Below are 14,877 nucleotides of genomic sequence, written 5' to 3' on the forward strand. Positions count from 1 at the left end.
TTCGATGATGTGGTGCAGCACGCCTGCGGCGTTTCATTTTAATGAGAATGATTGTTGTTTTTTGTGCTATCGGCATCGATCTTGCCGGTATCGTGGCGCTAGCCCTGGCCAAATGGCCAGAGGGGACTTCACATCGAATCCATACAGGACTAAAATGGTCCTCAATCGAATGCGAAGCTCGTACAGGGCTTGGCGGCGAATCGTTAGGAGTCAGGCATGCTCAAGCTTTCTCGGCTGACCGACTATGCCGCGGTGGTGATGGCGCAGATCGCCCGTCACCCGGAGCAGCCCCACGCAGCGGCTGAGCTGGCCGAGGCGGTGCAACTGCCTCATCCGACCGTGAGCAAGACATTGAAGATGCTGGTCCGGGCCGGGCTGCTGGAATCCCGCCGCGGCGCGCAGGGCGGCTATTCCCTGGCGCGGCCGGCGTCGCGTATCACTGCCCGCGACATCATCACTGCCATCGAGGGGCCGGTGGCGATGACCGAATGCAGCCATGTGGATGGCGACTGCGAACTGCTCGCCACCTGTGGTGTGTCCGACAACTGGCAGCGGGTCTCGCTGGCGGTACGCACCCTGCTCGACAGCGTGACACTCGCGCACCTTGCCGACTCTTCGCCAATCAAGCTGCCGGTACAGCTGCCCATACAGAGCATCAGTCTGGCCGCCGACTCGGCCTGAGACGCGCAAGCCAACATTTACCCGTGCGGGCTCGCTGCTCGCCGACCCAACCGCCCGGGAGGGGAACCATCATGGCAAGTCAGGAAATGGAACAGCTTGTCCGTCGCGAATACAAGGAAGGCTTCGTCACGGATATCGAGAGCGACACTATCCCGCCGGGGCTCGATGAAGGCACCATCGCCTTCATTTCCCAGAAGAAGGGGGAGCCGGAGTGGATGCTGGAGTGGCGCCTCAAGGCCTACCATCAATGGCTGAAGATGACGCCGCCCTCCTGGGCACACCTCGACTATCCGGCCATTGACTACCAGGCGATCTCCTACTTCAGTGCGCCGAAGCGCCCGGAAGACCGTCCGCAGAGCCTTGATGAGGTCGACCCCAAGCTGCTGGAGACCTACGAGAAGCTGGGCATTCCGCTGCACGAGCGTGCAGCGCTGGCCGGCGTGGCGGTGGATGCGGTATTCGACTCGGTGTCGGTGACTACCACCTTCAAGGAGAAGCTGGGCGAGGCGGGCGTGATCTTCTGCTCCATCTCGGAGGCGATCCGCGACTACCCGGAGCTGATCAAGCAGTACCTGGGCACGGTAGTGCCGGTGGCCGACAACTACTTCGCCGCGCTCAACTCGGCAGTCTTCACCGACGGCTCCTTCGTCTTCGTGCCGGAAGGCGTGACCTGCCCGATGGAGCTCTCCACCTATTTCCGCATCAATGCCGCCAATACCGGCCAGTTCGAGCGCACGTTGATCATCTGCGAGAGCCGCGCCCAGGTCTCCTACCTGGAAGGCTGTACCGCGCCGCAGCGTGACGAGAACCAGCTCCACGCCGCCGTGGTCGAGCTGGTGGCCCTCGAGGACGCCTACATCAAGTACTCCACGGTGCAGAACTGGTACCCGGGCGACGAGGACGGCAAGGGTGGCATCTACAACTTCGTGACCAAGCGCGGCGACTGCCGCGGCGACCGTTCGCGCATCAGCTGGACCCAGGTCGAGACCGGCTCCGCCATCACCTGGAAGTATCCCTCCTGCGTGCTGCGTGGAAAGGACAGCATCGGCGAGTTCTACTCGGTGGCAGTGACCAATGGCCGGCAGCAGGCCGACACCGGCACCAAGATGATCCATATCGGCGAGGGGACCCGCTCCTACATCGTCTCCAAGGGCATCTCCGCCGGCCGCAGCAACCAGTCCTACCGTGGGCTGGTCAAGATCGGCCCCAGGGCCAAGGGTGCGCGCAACTTCACCCAGTGCGACTCGCTGCTGATCGGCGACCAGTGCGGGGCGCACACCTTCCCCTACCAGGAGATCGGCAACAGCAGCGCGACCGTCGAGCACGAGGCGACCACCTCGAAGATCGGCGAGGACCAGCTGTTCTACTGCCAGAGCCGGGGCATCTCCGAGGAGGATGCGGTGAGCATGATCGTCAACGGCTTCTGCAAGGACGTCTTCCAGGAGCTGCCGATGGAATTCGCGGTGGAGGCCGAGGCGCTGCTGAACGTGACCCTCGAAGGCGCCGTGGGCTAGGCGCTATTGCGCTCGCTCATGATGCGCTTCAAGGGCGATGGAAAGACACTTTTATCGGGTCGCCGCGGCGGCTCGCCAGAATCGAAAAGGTATCAAGATGCTCGAAGTCAAGGATCTGCACGTCACGGTGGAAGGGAAGGAAATCCTCAAGGGCCTCAGCCTGACCGTCAATGCCGGTGAGGTTCACGCCATCATGGGCCCCAACGGGGCCGGCAAGTCGACCCTGTCGGCAGTGATAGCCGGCAAGGATGGCTATGAGGTGACCAGTGGTACCATCACCTTCGAAGGCCAGGACGTGCTCGAGATGGAGATCGAGGAGCGGGCCCTGGCCGGCATGCTGCTCGGCTTCCAGTACCCGGTGGAGATCCCCGGCGTCAAGAACATCTATCTGCTCAAGGCGGCGCTCAATGCCCAGCGGGCGGCAAACGGGCTGGGCGACATGCCGGCACCGGAGTTCATGAAGCTGATCAAGGAGAAGATCGCCGAGATGAAGATGGACGCCAGCTTCCTGCAGCGTGCCGTCAACGAGGGCTTCTCCGGCGGGGAGAAGAAGCGTAACGAGATCCTGCAGATGCTGGTCTTGCAGCCCAAGCTGGCCATGCTCGACGAGATCGACTCCGGCCTCGATATCGATGCCATGCGGATCGTCGCCGATGGGGTCAACAGTCTTCGCGCCGCCGACCGCGGTATCCTGCTGGTGACCCACTACCAGCGCCTGCTCGACTACATCATTCCCGATCATGTCCATGTGCTGGTCGATGGCCGCATCGCCAAGAGCGGCGGCAAGGAACTGGCCCATGAGCTCGAGTCGCGTGGCTATGACTGGGTGGTGGAGGAGTCCGCTGCATGAGCGATGTTCAGACCTTTCTCGATCGCCTGGCCGAGCGCACCGAAGCCCGGCGCCAGGTACATGGGCCGGAGCCGACCTGGATCGCCGCTCGGCGCCAGGCGGGTGCCGCGCGCTTCGAGGCGATGGGCTTTCCCCATCGTCGTGTCGAGGCGTGGAAGTATACCGATGTGCGTGCCATCGCCCGGGGCGACTTTGCCCTGACCGACAGTGCCGATTTCTCGCCTGCCTCGGCGGCAGCGCTGACGCTGCCCATCTCGGCGCACCGGCTCACCTTCGTCGATGGCGTATTCTCCGCGGCACTCTCCGATCTTGGCGAGCTGCCGGCCGGGGTCGCTGTGCTGCCGCTGTCCCGGGCGCTGGCCGAGAATCACGAAGCCGTGGGCGGTCCCCTGGGGCGCTTGACCGGGGTGGAGTTCTCGCCTTTCTCGGCCCTCAATACCGCCTTCATGGAGGAGGGCGCCGTGGTGCGCCTGGCCCCGGGCAGCGTGGTGGAAAAGCCGATCCTTCTGCAGTTTCTGTCCCGCGCCAATGCGCAGCCGGTAATGAGCCATCCGCGGGTCTTGGTCGAGGCCGGAGCCCGAAGCCAGGCCACGGTAATCGAGCATCACGTCGGTGAGAGCGAGGCGGCCAACTTCACCAATCTGGTGGCCGAGCTGATGCTCGACCGCGGGGCGATCCTGACTCACTACAAGCTTCAGGAGGCGCCGCTTTCCGATCTCCACGTGGCCAGCATCCACGTCGAACAGAACCGCGACAGCCGCTACACCTCGTTCAACCTGAACCTGGGCGGTGGGCTGGTGCGCAACGACCTGATCAGCGAACTCAACGGCGAAGGGGCCGAGGCCAACTTCTACGGGCTGTTCTACGGTCAGGGTCGCCAGCACATCGACAATCACACCCTGGCCAACCACAATGCCCCGCGCACCTTCTCCAACGAGAACTACAAGGGGATTCTGGACGATCGTGCCCGCGGTGTGTTCAACGGCAAGGTGGTGGTCAAGCGCGACAGCCAGAAGATCGAGGGTTTCCAGAGCAACGCCAATCTGCTGCTCTCCGATCGGGCCGAGATCGATACCAAGCCCGAGCTCGAGATCTACGCCGACGACGTCAAGTGTTCACACGGTTCCACCACCGGCCAGCTCGACGAAGAGGCCGTGTTTGCTCTGCGTACCCGTGGCATTGACGAGCAGACGGCCCGGGGCTTGCTGACCCTCGCCTTCGCCGGCGAAGTGATGGATCTGGTGGAGTTGGCGGCCGTTGCCGAGCGAGTCGAACTGGCGGTAGCCGGCAAGCTGCCGGAGCGCTTCAACCTTTCCGGTCTGGTGGAAGCCGCCATATCGCTGCATGACGACTGAGTCGAGGAGTCAATCATGAACCACCTGGCCACCGATCGCGTGCTCGAGACCCCGTCCCTGGATGTGGCCGGGATCCGTGCGCAATTTCCGATTCTCGAGCGACAGGTGCATGGCAAGCCGCTGATCTACTTCGACAACGCCGCCACCAGCCAGACGCCCTTGTGCGTCATCGATACCTTCCGCGACTACTACAGCCGCTACAACGCCAATATCCACCGCGGGCTGCATACCCTGGCCGACGAGGCCACGGCGGCCTACGAGGGCACCCGCGAAACGGTGCGGGCCTTTCTCAATGCGGCCGATCGGCGCGAGATCATCTTCACCCGCGGAACCACCGAAGCGATCAACCTGGTGGCCAACAGCTGGGGCCGGGCCAACTTCAAGCCGGGTGACGAGGTGCTGGTGTCGCTGCTCGAGCATCACTCCAACATCGTGCCCTGGCAGCTTCTGGCCAGCCAGCTAGGGATCGTTGTCAAGGTTATCCCGGTGGACGAGCGTGGCGTGCTTGATATCGACGCCTACCGGGCGCTATTTTCCGAGCGTACCCGGCTGGTGGCGGTCAACCACGTTTCCAATGCCTTCGGCACCATCAACCCGGTGCGTGAAATGGCAACCATCGCCCATGAACATGGCGCCAGGATTCTCATCGACGGTGCCCAGGCGACGCCGCATCAGACGGTGGACGTGCGCGAGATCGATGCCGACTTCTACGCCTTTTCGGGCCACAAGGTCTACGGCCCCACCGGTGCAGGCGTACTCTACGGCAAGGCTGAGCTACTTGAGGCGATGCCACCCTGGCAGGGCGGCGGCGAGATGATCAAGAGCGTCTCCTTCGATGTGCCGACTACCTTCGCCGAGATTCCCCACAAGTTCGAGGCGGGTACCCCGGCCATTGCCGAAGTCATCGCGCTTGGCGTGGCCCTCGACTGGGTCAGCGACGTGGGGCTAGCCCGTATCGGTGCCTGGGAGGCAGAGCTGCTGGCACGCGCCACGGCGGGGGTTTCGCGTATCGATGGGCTGCGCCTGCTCGGCACCGCCCCCGACAAGGCCGGCGTGCTCTCCTTCGTCGTCGATGGTGCCCACTCCCAGGATATTGCGCTGCTGATCGATCAATTGGGCGTGGCAATCCGCACCGGTAACCACTGTGCCCAGCCGCTGCTGGCACGCTTCGGTGTCGATGCCACCTGCCGGGCCTCCTTTGCGGTGTACAACACCCTGGAAGAGGTCGACGCCTTCGTGGCTGCCCTGGAGCGGGTCATCGGGATGGTGCGCTGAGCATGAGCGATATCGAACAGATTGCAAGGTTGGAGCGGGGGCAGACGCTGCCCTTGCAGCGTGACGTGGCGGCGATTTCCATTCCCTTCGGCAAGACCATCACCCTGCCCGAGGACAGCGTCGTCAGCGTAATGCAGGCCAAGGGCAGCTCCGTCAGCGTCGGCTATGAGGGCCGCCTCTACCTGATCGAAGGGGCCAACCTCGATGCGCTGGGGCTGGAGGCACTGCCGCGACCCACACTGCATGAGGATGCCACGGAAGAAGAGATCGAACAGTTCGTCTGGGATCAATTGCGCACCTGCTTCGACCCGGAGATCCCGGTCAATATTGTCGATCTGGGGCTGGTCTACGGCTGTCGCATCGAGCGCTTGATCACCGGCGAGAGGCTCGTCACCATTCGGATGACCCTCACCGCACCGGGCTGCGGCATGGGTGACGTCATCGCTGCCGATGCACGCAACAAGATCCTCGGCGCACCGCAGATCAGCAAAGTACATACCGAAATCGTCTTCGATCCACCCTGGAGCCGTGAGATGATGAGTGACGAGGCGAAGCTCGAGCTGGGCATGTTCTAGCCACCGCGCGACTCAAAGTTGCGGTACTCATGCGCTTAATTTGTTCGATACTTCTGCTTCCCCATTTTCGTCCCGGGGATATCGATGGTTGCGCTGTTGTGGAAGGTCTTCAAGATACTGCTGATGGCGCTGGGGGCTGCGTTGCTCCTGGCGTCGCTGCTGTTCCTGGGAGCCAACGCCTGGGTGCTGGCTCAGACCCAGGCCCGTATACAGCACTCCCTGCCACTCTGCGGGCCCGAGCAGGTCGGCATCGTCTTCGGCACGTCGCACTGGACCCGTAGCGGCGTGCGCAATCCCCACTTCGATGCGCGCATCAATGCCGCTTCCCGCCTGATACGGCTGGGCAGGGTAGAGCATCTTCTGTTATCCGGTGACAACCGGACCCGCTACTACAATGAGCCCGTTACCATGTGGCGCGATCTACGTGGGCAGCACGTGCGTCATGAGGACATGACGCTCGACTATGCGGGCTTCAGCACCTTCGACACCCTGGCTCGGGCGCGGGATGTTTTCGGCGTCGAACAGGCCCTGCTGGTAACCCAGTCCTGGCATCTTCCCCGGGCGCTGTTCATTGCCGATGCGCTGGGCGTTGAAGCGGTTGGCTGTGCAGCCCCGGAACGACCGGTGGCCGGATTGTGGCGGCTGCAGGTCAGGGAGTGGCTGGCCAGGGCGTCGACCGTGGGGGATCTCTATCTTTGGGGCCGGGAACCCTATTTTCTGGGTCCCGTCGAGCCATTGGAGATCGCACCGCAGATATGGAATGCCATCATGATTGACGGGACACTCAACGGGGTCGGGTCTGACGGTGACGAGCCGGGGGAGTAGCGCAGGCGACTTGCCGTTAGCGTTGGCGCTGCTTCTGGAGTCGGTAGAGCTCGCGGATCAGGGCGCGGCACTGCTGCCAACACTCTTCGACGATGGGTTCGAGGGGATCGGGAAGGGGGTGGGTGAAGAGGGTGGAAAGCGCCTGCATCAGCACGCGCTCCTGTTCCAGCAGTTCGCCGATCACGACCTGACTCTCGTTACCGACGAAGCTTTTCAGCCGGCTCCATAGCCACATGTAGTCGTCGCGCTCGACATCCGCATCTCGAGGCAACATCTTCAGATGATGCCGTGCAAGCTCCTGGAGTTGGCGCATTGCCTTGACCCTGGCCTCGTAATGCGGCTTCAGGGTTTCGCGCAGCGACGGGCGCAGGCGCTCCAGGTTGTCCTGAAAATAATCGATGCTGTCGGCCAGCGCTTCCAGAACGCTGTCCATCGCCACTTGGCGATTGTCGAGAAACATGAGCGGTCACCTCCTCCGGTGACGCAGATTGTGGGGGTCTCGCCGTCCTTTTGCCACCCCCACCGGTTAATTAATTGTCTATTCAACCCTTTGGCTTGGCCGGGGTCTTGCGGGGCGTGCTGGCATGCTTTTCCAGATGCTCGATGATCAGGCCTGCGATGTCCTTGCCGGTTGCGGTTTCAATGCCCTGCAATCCGGGCGAGGAATTGACCTCCATGATCACAGGCCCATGGTTGGCACGCAACAGATCGACACCGGCAACTCTCAACCCCATTGCCTTGGCGGCACGGATGGCCGTGGAGCGCTCCTCGGGGGTGATCCGAATCACGCTGGCGCTACCCCCGCGATGGAGGTTGGAACGAAACTCACCCTCGGCAGCCTGACGCTTCATGGAGGCCACCACCTTGTCGCCGATCACGAAGCAGCGAATGTCGGCGCCTTTCGCCTCCTTGATATACTCCTGCACCATGATGTTGGCCTTCATCCCCATGAAGGCCTGGATCACCGATTCGGCGGCCTGATTCGTTTCGGCGAGCACCACGCCGATGCCCTGGGTTCCTTCGAGCAACTTGATCACCAGCGGGGCGCCCTTGACCATGGTGATCAGGTCGGGGATGTCATCGGGCGAGTGAGCAAAGCCGGTGATCGGCAGCCCCAGGCCCTTGCGCGAGAGCAGTTGGAGCGAGCGGAGCTTGTCCCGGGAGCGGGTGATGCCAACCGAGTCGTTGACTACATAGGTGCCCATCATCTCGAATTGGCGCAGCACGGCGCAGCCGTAGAAGGTCACCGACGCACCGATGCGTGGAATCACGGCATCGAAATGTTCGAGTTCCTGCCCCTTGAGGTGGATCGAGGGGTGGTGTGCAGCGATGCTCATGTAGCAGCGCAGGGTATCGACGACCCGGATGCTGTGGCCACGTTGTTCGGCAGCCTCCACCAGGCGACGTGTGGAGTAGAGATTACGATTGCGTGACAATATTGCGATATGCATCGAAGACTCCGAAGTCGAGTTGGCGGGTAGGGTCAAGGTTCGCCGTGCAGAAAAGTGACACCGGGCGCTACCAGCAGGCGGCGTAGGGCGCGGCGGCCCAGCAGCATTGGGTGGCGCATATTACGGCGATCGGTCAGGGTCAATTCCACCATCATCTCGAGCTTGCCGAGTTGCAGGGGGGTGCGTATCACATAGCGCCACTCCTTGTGACCATTGGAACTGGTCACGCGGCGGCGGTCATGCAGGTGTGTGCGAAAGTGATGGGGCGGCGTCTCCTGGCCCCCGCTGCGAGTGGTAAAGCTGACCCACAGATGACCCTCTTCCTCGTCGATCTCGATATCCTCGGCATGCAGGGCTGACGTGCGAGCGCCGGTGTCGATCTTGGCGCAAACCGTCATGCCCATCTCCGGTAGCGTTACCATCTCACGCCGACCGATCACGGCCTTGGGGGTATAAGGGAGTTCCTTCATCGTTTCACGTCCTGGTTTCCATGCTCAGTGGCCAAGTCCCGCCAGTCGCCGGCCGATCGCCGAGTCGGGCGCGGCTTCGCGCAATGCCATCAGCACTGGCAGCCGCAGGCGTGGTATTACTGCGAGATCCCGAGCCACGGCGGCAAAATCGGCCTGGGGAGTCTCTGCCAATCGGGTCAGAAAGCGTGGCAGGCGCTCGGCATGCTCCAGATGTCGCCAGCCGCGGCCGACCATGGCAGCGAGCAGGTCCGGGCCACAGGCGTTGGAGTCCTCCAGCAGGGTATCGAACCACTCCCCGGCCATGGCGGCACCGCTTATCGCGCGAACACAGGCACAGAATGCTTCGATCTCGCCATCGGCAGCGGCGCTCTCCCCCCGATCTTGTATTGCCAATGCCAAGGTGTCGGGAATATCGACATGTTCCAGACAGTAGCATAGCGATGTGAACACCTCGTGGGGCAGCGCGGATAGTTGCCCGGCGAGCTCCTGACTCGCCTCTTCATCCAGGCGTATTGCAAAGTCGGCGAGCCCCTGCAGGCCCAAGGCTCGCCAGTCCAGAACCTGTTGACCGCTGAGATACGCTTCGACAGGCTCCAGGTGAGGGCTCGCGGGCTTGCCCATATCATGGCTGGCTCTGGCATGCAGCATGGCCTGGAAGTGCAGCGAAGGTGTGAAGGCCAGCGGATTATCCTTCATCAGGTTCTCGATCGACTCATCTGGCTCGCTGCGGCCTACCTGCTGCACGCTACGTCCCAGGGTCTCAAGCAACCGCTGAAGGAAAGCGTCACGAGAGGCCGGGACAAGTTGCCCCTGCTCGTCCAGTGGCAAGGCGAGGAACCAGATCAAAGGGTCGCTTACGTCGCCCAGGCGAAACACCAGACTTATCCTGGCTTGGCTCTGCCATGGGTAGGGCCACGGGAGTTCGCCGGCTTCGAATTCTGCCAGGGTCTCCAGGCTACAGGACTCGACCCGTCGCCCAAGATGATAGGCTCGCACTTCGGCGCCGGTGCGCACGAAAAAGTCGTGAAGCGTATGGATCGGCTGCATGTCGGCTCCCTTCTTGAAGCATGCACTCTACCTTGCCCCCCGGGGGCTTGTCAGCCATTGGCAGCGGGCAGGCAGGAGAGAGGTTGATCAAAAATTGACCACATGTGCCCTGCTCCCTGGCCATCAGGGGCGAGAGCAGCTTTCCATAGTTTATCCACAGGCTCTTGCAGGATATCTGTGCATAGTGCGGCGCAGACGGGGTGGCCAGGCCGGAACAGGAGCGAGATAATGGAACCTAACGCAAGCGAGGTAACCGACATGACCGTTCATGAGGAGCTGGATGTTGCTCTGCGCCGGCTGGAGGCCACCATGAAGGCCACCAACATGTGGCGGCTGGAGCGACCCGAGGCCGAGGCCTTCGACAGTCAGCAGCCGTTCTGCATCGACACCATGGCGTTGCCCCAGTGGCTGCGTTTTGTCTTTATTGCGCGGCTGGATGCCCTGGTGGAGGCGGGTGGCCCGATGCCGGCGAAATGTGACGTGGCCCCGGCGGTGGAGGCCTACCTGACTCAGCAGGGGACCCGAGCTCCCGACCGGCTGCTGCTCTGCAAGGCGGTGGAAGAGATCGATCAACTGGTGACGGACAACTGACGCAGGATAGCGAGACGCTAATGCCTTACTATTTTGCCTATGGCAGCAATATGAATATGGCCCGGGTCGCAGCGCGCATCGGGGCTACTCGACGGTCGTTGCCCGGTGTGCTTCATCAGTACGACCTGCGCTTCGACAAGGCATCGCGGGTGGCCGGCATCGCCCATGCCAATGTTGTCCCTTCGATCGGTGGGCGGGTCGAGGGAGCGCTGTTCGAACTCACAGAGCCCGAGCAGATCGAGCTGATGGATCCCTACGAAGGTTATCCACATGAGTATGAGCGCCATCGGCTACCAGTCGTCACCGAGGAGGGCGCCATTCCGTCGTGGGTCTATATCGCTGCGCCCGGCACCACCTCTCCTTCACTCAAGCCGGCCCGTGAGTACCTGGCGCATCTGCTCGCTGGCGAGGCCTTTCTCAGCGTCAAGTACTACCGGCAGCTGTCCCGCGTGGAGGTCGTTTCCGGCCTTGACGATGCTACGCTTCACCTTCTGGGGCTGTCGCGTCACAGCCCGCGTTAAACGGCTGGGCAGAACGGCGTGAGGCTCGCCTCTCAGGCGGGCCTCACGCATTTGTCATGCCTGACTCAGAAGCGATAGCTGATGCCGGCCATGAACACCCAAGGGTCGATACTTACCTTGCCGATGTCAGTGCCATCGAGGCTGGCGTCGGTATCGATATCGATATACCAGGCGGCGGCGTTTAGAGCCCAGCTATCGTCGAGACGCACGTCGAGCCCAAGCTGGCCGGCCAGCCCCCAGGAGCTGCTCAGGTCAAGAGCGGCATCGCCCTCGATCTCTTCGCTGAAGAAGTTGGTGTAATTGAGGCCAACGCCGGCGTAGGGCTGGACCTGCGAACCGGTACCGCCCAGCGGGTAGTACTGTACGGTCAGGGTCGGCGGGAGATGCTTGGTGGAGGCAATATCGGCACCATCGAGGTGGATATCATGCTTGAAGGGCAGGGCCGCAAGCAGTTCCACGCCAAAATTATCGTGAAACAGGTAGCCCAGGGTGAAACCGAGGTTGGTGTCGCTACGCACATCCACATCGATGGTGCCATTCGCCAGGCTGCCGTTGTTGCTCTTGGGGTCGACATGGGCAACGCCCACGCGGGTGATGAAATCGCCTTCGCTGTAGGCGAGCGCCTGGCTGCTGGCAAAGAAGGCAGTGGCGGCCAGGCCGGCGGTCAGCAGGGTGGGAAGTGCGTGCTTGCGCATGGGTTGACTCCTGTCGTTGCAAAGAGGCAGCCTCTGGCTGCCATGAACGAAGCCAGTCTACTCAGTGGTTGGGAGTGGATTATTGACCCATGACAATAGTTGACCCCGACAACTAAAGGGTATTTAAAATACTCCTTATATGCACGGCCTTGATACGCGCGCATGATGCAAAACGCCGGGCACATGGCCCGGCGTTGTATTGCTATCGGTTTGCTCAGCGTTAGAAGCGGAAGGTGACGCCGCCGCCGATGGTCACCGGGTCCACCTTGGCCGTGCCGATACGCTCGCCTTCGCTGGAGAGGCGGGAGTCGACGTCGGCATAGTTGGCGAAGCCGTTGAGCATGACGTTGTCGGTGACCGCCAGGTCCACACCTACTTGGCCCACAGCGCCGTAGGAGCGGCGAGCGTTGATCCCCTCGGGCTCGCCGGAGAAACGAGTGTAGTTGAGGCCGGCACCGGCATAGGGCTGCACGCGGGAATCAAGCCCGCCCAGCGGATAGTAGTTCACCAGCAGGTTGACCGGCATGCGATCGATGGTCCCGGCATCGGCTCCGTCGGCGCTGAGGCTGTGCTCGATCTTCTCGGAGCTATTGAGCTCGATGCCGATCTGGTCGTGGAACAGGTAGCCTGCGCCAAAGGTGAAGCCGGTTTCTCCGCTGCTGATGCCCAAGTCGGCATCACCGATGTTGCCACTGTCGGAGCGGGTATCGGACTTGGCAAAGCCACCGCGGACGAAGGTGTCGCCGGCGCTGTACGCCAGGGCCGCCTGGCTGACGAAGGCGCAACTGGCGGCAATCACGGCCACGGGAATCAAGCGAGTCGTTTTCATCAGTGCGTTCTCCTGGTCGACGCTGGCCGGAAGAGGCCGGCTATTGAACTGTGTTAAGTATAGAAACACTGTTTCTAAAAGTCTTGTTTAATTTTGTTATTAGCGCGATAGGCCGGATGCATAGTGACATTTTCCTAAATTAAGCGCCTCTTTTCCTTCTGGGATGGAACGCTCAAGGCAATAGTGTGTATAAGTATTGCTGTGGCGCAATATTGGCGTGAAGGAGCGTGAGGGGCTAAGCCTTGTCTATAGTCGATCGGAAGGAGAGGGTGATGAAGAGTTTGGCGAAAGAGCGGCCTGTCTGGTTGGCGATGGGAGCCATGCTGCTTGCCGCAGTTCTTGCTCTCTGGCTGTTGCTGCATCCTGAACTGATCAGCGGCCTGCCCATGCCCCTGCGTCTCCCGGTCATTGGCCTGGGAGTCTGGGCGCTCGGCGCTGCCTTCATGCAGCCCATGGGGCTGGAGCTGAGGCGCCACTGGCAGAGGCGTGCCACTACGCCGCCCTGGAGCCTGGTGGCCTTGGGTGTTTTCACGATGATCGTGTTGGTGCGTGCCCTGTGGTTGGCATGATGTGGTTGGAATGAAAAAGCCAGCATGAAATGGCTGGCATGATTTTCTGGCGTAGTAACGAACAGGCCGCCCAAGGGCGGCCTGTTGCGGTCATTGACGGGTGTGCTTCCACCGATACAGGCCGTCAGGCCTCTTCGAAGGTATCGAAATCGGCGGTGACCCGCAGATTGGGTTCTTCGGTGGCCAGGCTTGCCACCACGATGGCGATATAAGCCAGGATCACGCCCGGCACGATCTCATACACATCGAAGATACCGCCGGAAATTTCCGCCCACACCACTACGGTCACACCGCCAACCACGATGCCGGCTAGCGCGCCCCACTTGTTCATACGGCGCCAGTAGAGCGACATGATCAGGGCCGGGCCGAACGCAGCGCCGAAGCCGGCCCAGGCATAGGCGACCAGGTCTAGAACAGTGGCATCGGGATTGAGCGCCAGCAGATAGGCGAGTACCGCGATTCCAATGACGGCAAAGCGACCGACCCAGACGAGTTCTGTCTGGCTGGCATCCTTGCGAAAGATTGCCTTGTAGAAGTCGTCGGTCAGTGCCGAGGAAGAGACCAGCAGCTGGGAGTCGGCGGTGGACATGATGGCGGCCAGGATGGCGGCCAGCAGGATACCGGCGATCACCGGGTGGAAGATGATGTTGACCATTACCATGAAGACGGTTTCGCCGTCTGCCAGGTCGCGTTGCACGAACCCCACCCCGAGAAGGCCCACGGCGATGGAGCTGACCAGGGCGATGGCAGTCCAGGAAACGGCGATGCGACGGGCCGCTGGGATGTCGCGATCGCTGCGAATCGCGGCAAAGCGAGCCAGGATATGGGGTTGGCCGAAGTAGCCCAGGCCCCAGGCCAGCGAGCTGATGATGCCAATGGTGGTTAGCGCCTCGCCGGTGGAAGCGTCACGGAACCAGGAAAGCATGTACTCGCTCTCAGCCGCCAGTGCGGCGCCTGCGCCGCTGGCACCGCCCAGGTCGCTGAAGGCGATAACCGGCACGATGGCAAGTGCTGCTGCCATCATCAGGCCTTGGATCAGGTCAGTCCAGGAAACCGCCAGGAAGCCGCCGAAGAAGGTGTAGGAAATGACCGCAATGGTGCCGATGGTTACGGCAACGGTGTAGTCGTAGCCAAAGACCGTCTCGAACAGCCGGCCACCTGCCACCAGCCCGGAGCTGGTATAAAACAGGAAGAACATGAGGATGAAAATGGCAGAGATCACCCTCAAGAGCTGCGTCTTGTCCTGGAAGCGGTTTGCGAAATACTCCGGTAGGGTCAGGGCATCGCTGACCTTGAAGCTGTAGAGGCGCAGCCGGCGCGCCACGACCAGCCAGTTTAGCCAGGTGCCGATCAGCAGGCCCACGGCGATCCAGCTGGCCGAGATGCCGCTGACGTAGGCGGCGCCCGGCAGGCCAAGCAGCAACCAGCCCGACATGTCGGAGGCGCCGGCGGAGATGGCCGAGGTCCAAGGACCCAGTGAACGTCCGCCGAGGATATAGTCGGAGAGGTTCGTGGTTCGTTGATAGGCGACGATGCCGACGCCGAGCATCAGCAGCAGGTACGCCAGGAAGGTGAAGCCGATGGCCATATTGTTGTCAACCATTTGAAGGTTCCTTCAGTGTTGTTGTC

17 protein-coding genes are annotated in these 14,877 nt (G+C 62.0%); 10 read left to right on the top strand and 7 right to left on the bottom strand.

The window, feature by feature from the left end; all coding sequences use genetic code 11:
• The first annotated feature begins 216 nt into the window (after positions 1 to 216).
• The 7 genes from LOKO_RS15330 (at position 217) to LOKO_RS15360 (ending at position 7,075) form a co-directional block, all read left to right on the top strand.
• Positions 217 to 681, top strand: coding sequence for an SUF system Fe-S cluster assembly regulator (locus LOKO_RS15330; RefSeq protein ID WP_066451309.1), 465 nt, complete (start codon positions 217 to 219; stop codon positions 679 to 681).
• Positions 682 to 752: 71 nt separating this feature from the next.
• Entirely contained in the window at positions 753 to 2,195 is a 1,443-nt protein-coding gene (gene sufB, locus LOKO_RS15335) for a Fe-S cluster assembly protein SufB (RefSeq protein ID WP_043512194.1), read from the top strand.
• Between the two features lie 97 nt (positions 2,196 to 2,292).
• The gene (sufC, locus tag LOKO_RS15340; protein ID WP_066452397.1) at positions 2,293 to 3,045 is read left to right on the top strand and encodes a Fe-S cluster assembly ATPase SufC; all 753 of its coding nucleotides are present in this window, start codon (positions 2,293 to 2,295) and stop codon (positions 3,043 to 3,045) included.
• Positions 3,042 to 4,400 carry a Fe-S cluster assembly protein SufD gene (sufD, locus tag LOKO_RS15345; RefSeq protein ID WP_066451310.1) on the top strand — a complete coding sequence of 453 codons (1,359 nt, stop codon included), beginning with the start codon at positions 3,042 to 3,044 and terminating at the stop codon, positions 4,398 to 4,400. The genes sufC and sufD overlap by 4 nt, the downstream gene beginning before the upstream one ends.
• A 15-nt stretch (positions 4,401 to 4,415) precedes the next feature.
• Positions 4,416 to 5,675, top strand: a complete 1,260-nt coding sequence (locus LOKO_RS15350; protein ID WP_066451312.1) for an aminotransferase class V-fold PLP-dependent enzyme — start codon at positions 4,416 to 4,418, stop codon at positions 5,673 to 5,675.
• 2 nt (positions 5,676 to 5,677) lie between these two features.
• The gene (gene sufT / locus LOKO_RS15355; RefSeq protein ID WP_066451314.1) at positions 5,678 to 6,250 is read left to right on the top strand and encodes a putative Fe-S cluster assembly protein SufT; all 573 of its coding nucleotides are present in this window, start codon (positions 5,678 to 5,680) and stop codon (positions 6,248 to 6,250) included.
• Between the two features lie 84 nt (positions 6,251 to 6,334).
• Positions 6,335 to 7,075, top strand: a complete 741-nt coding sequence (locus LOKO_RS15360; protein ID WP_066451317.1) for a SanA/YdcF family protein — start codon at positions 6,335 to 6,337, stop codon at positions 7,073 to 7,075.
• Between the two features lie 16 nt (positions 7,076 to 7,091).
• Here LOKO_RS15360 and LOKO_RS15365 read toward each other — a convergent pair whose 3' ends face one another.
• From LOKO_RS15365 to LOKO_RS15380, 4 genes are all read right to left on the bottom strand, one after another.
• Positions 7,092 to 7,535 carry a hypothetical protein gene (locus tag LOKO_RS15365; RefSeq protein ID WP_066451320.1) on the bottom strand — a complete coding sequence of 148 codons (444 nt, stop codon included), beginning with the start codon at positions 7,533 to 7,535 and terminating at the stop codon, positions 7,092 to 7,094.
• Between the two features lie 82 nt (positions 7,536 to 7,617).
• Positions 7,618 to 8,526 (bottom strand): 30S ribosomal protein S6--L-glutamate ligase, encoded by a 909-nt coding sequence (gene rimK / locus LOKO_RS15370; protein WP_066451324.1) that lies wholly within the window; start codon positions 8,524 to 8,526, stop codon positions 7,618 to 7,620.
• A gap of 32 nt (positions 8,527 to 8,558) precedes the next feature.
• Positions 8,559 to 8,996, bottom strand: a complete 438-nt coding sequence (locus LOKO_RS15375) for an ATP-dependent zinc protease family protein (protein ID WP_066451326.1) — start codon at positions 8,994 to 8,996, stop codon at positions 8,559 to 8,561.
• A 24-nt stretch (positions 8,997 to 9,020) separates the two neighbouring features.
• The gene (locus LOKO_RS15380) at positions 9,021 to 10,043 is read right to left on the bottom strand and encodes a DUF3549 family protein (protein WP_066451332.1); all 1,023 of its coding nucleotides are present in this window, start codon (positions 10,041 to 10,043) and stop codon (positions 9,021 to 9,023) included.
• A 258-nt stretch (positions 10,044 to 10,301) separates the two neighbouring features.
• Here LOKO_RS15380 and LOKO_RS15385 point away from each other — a divergent pair, with 258 nt between their 5' ends.
• A complete protein-coding gene (locus tag LOKO_RS15385) occupies positions 10,302 to 10,634 on the top strand; it encodes a YqcC family protein (protein ID WP_066452398.1) in 333 nt (110 codons plus the stop codon).
• Positions 10,635 to 10,654: 20 nt separating this feature from the next.
• Positions 10,655 to 11,155 carry a gamma-glutamylcyclotransferase family protein gene (locus LOKO_RS15390; RefSeq protein WP_066451335.1) on the top strand — a complete coding sequence of 167 codons (501 nt, stop codon included), beginning with the start codon at positions 10,655 to 10,657 and terminating at the stop codon, positions 11,153 to 11,155.
• Between the two features lie 65 nt (positions 11,156 to 11,220).
• Here LOKO_RS15390 and LOKO_RS15395 read toward each other — a convergent pair whose 3' ends face one another.
• A complete protein-coding gene (locus LOKO_RS15395; RefSeq protein ID WP_066451337.1) occupies positions 11,221 to 11,850 on the bottom strand; it encodes an OmpW/AlkL family protein in 630 nt (209 codons plus the stop codon).
• 220 nt (positions 11,851 to 12,070) lie between these two features.
• Positions 12,071 to 12,679, bottom strand: a complete 609-nt coding sequence (locus tag LOKO_RS15400) for an OmpW/AlkL family protein (protein WP_066451347.1) — start codon at positions 12,677 to 12,679, stop codon at positions 12,071 to 12,073.
• Between the two features lie 272 nt (positions 12,680 to 12,951).
• Between LOKO_RS15400 and LOKO_RS15405 the strand changes: the two genes are divergently transcribed.
• Positions 12,952 to 13,248, top strand: a complete 297-nt coding sequence (locus LOKO_RS15405) for a hypothetical protein (RefSeq protein ID WP_066451349.1) — start codon at positions 12,952 to 12,954, stop codon at positions 13,246 to 13,248.
• Positions 13,249 to 13,372: 124 nt separating this feature from the next.
• On the opposite strand, the gene putP is transcribed toward LOKO_RS15405, so the two are convergent.
• Complete coding sequence (putP, locus tag LOKO_RS15410; RefSeq protein WP_066451352.1) at positions 13,373 to 14,851, bottom strand: sodium/proline symporter PutP; 1,479 nt, start codon at positions 14,849 to 14,851, stop codon at positions 13,373 to 13,375.
• Positions 14,852 to 14,877: the final 26 nt, after the last annotated feature.

Origin of the sequence: Halomonas chromatireducens, from assembly GCF_001545155.1 — a bacterium.
Lineage (GTDB): Bacteria > Pseudomonadota > Gammaproteobacteria > Pseudomonadales > Halomonadaceae > Halomonas > Halomonas chromatireducens.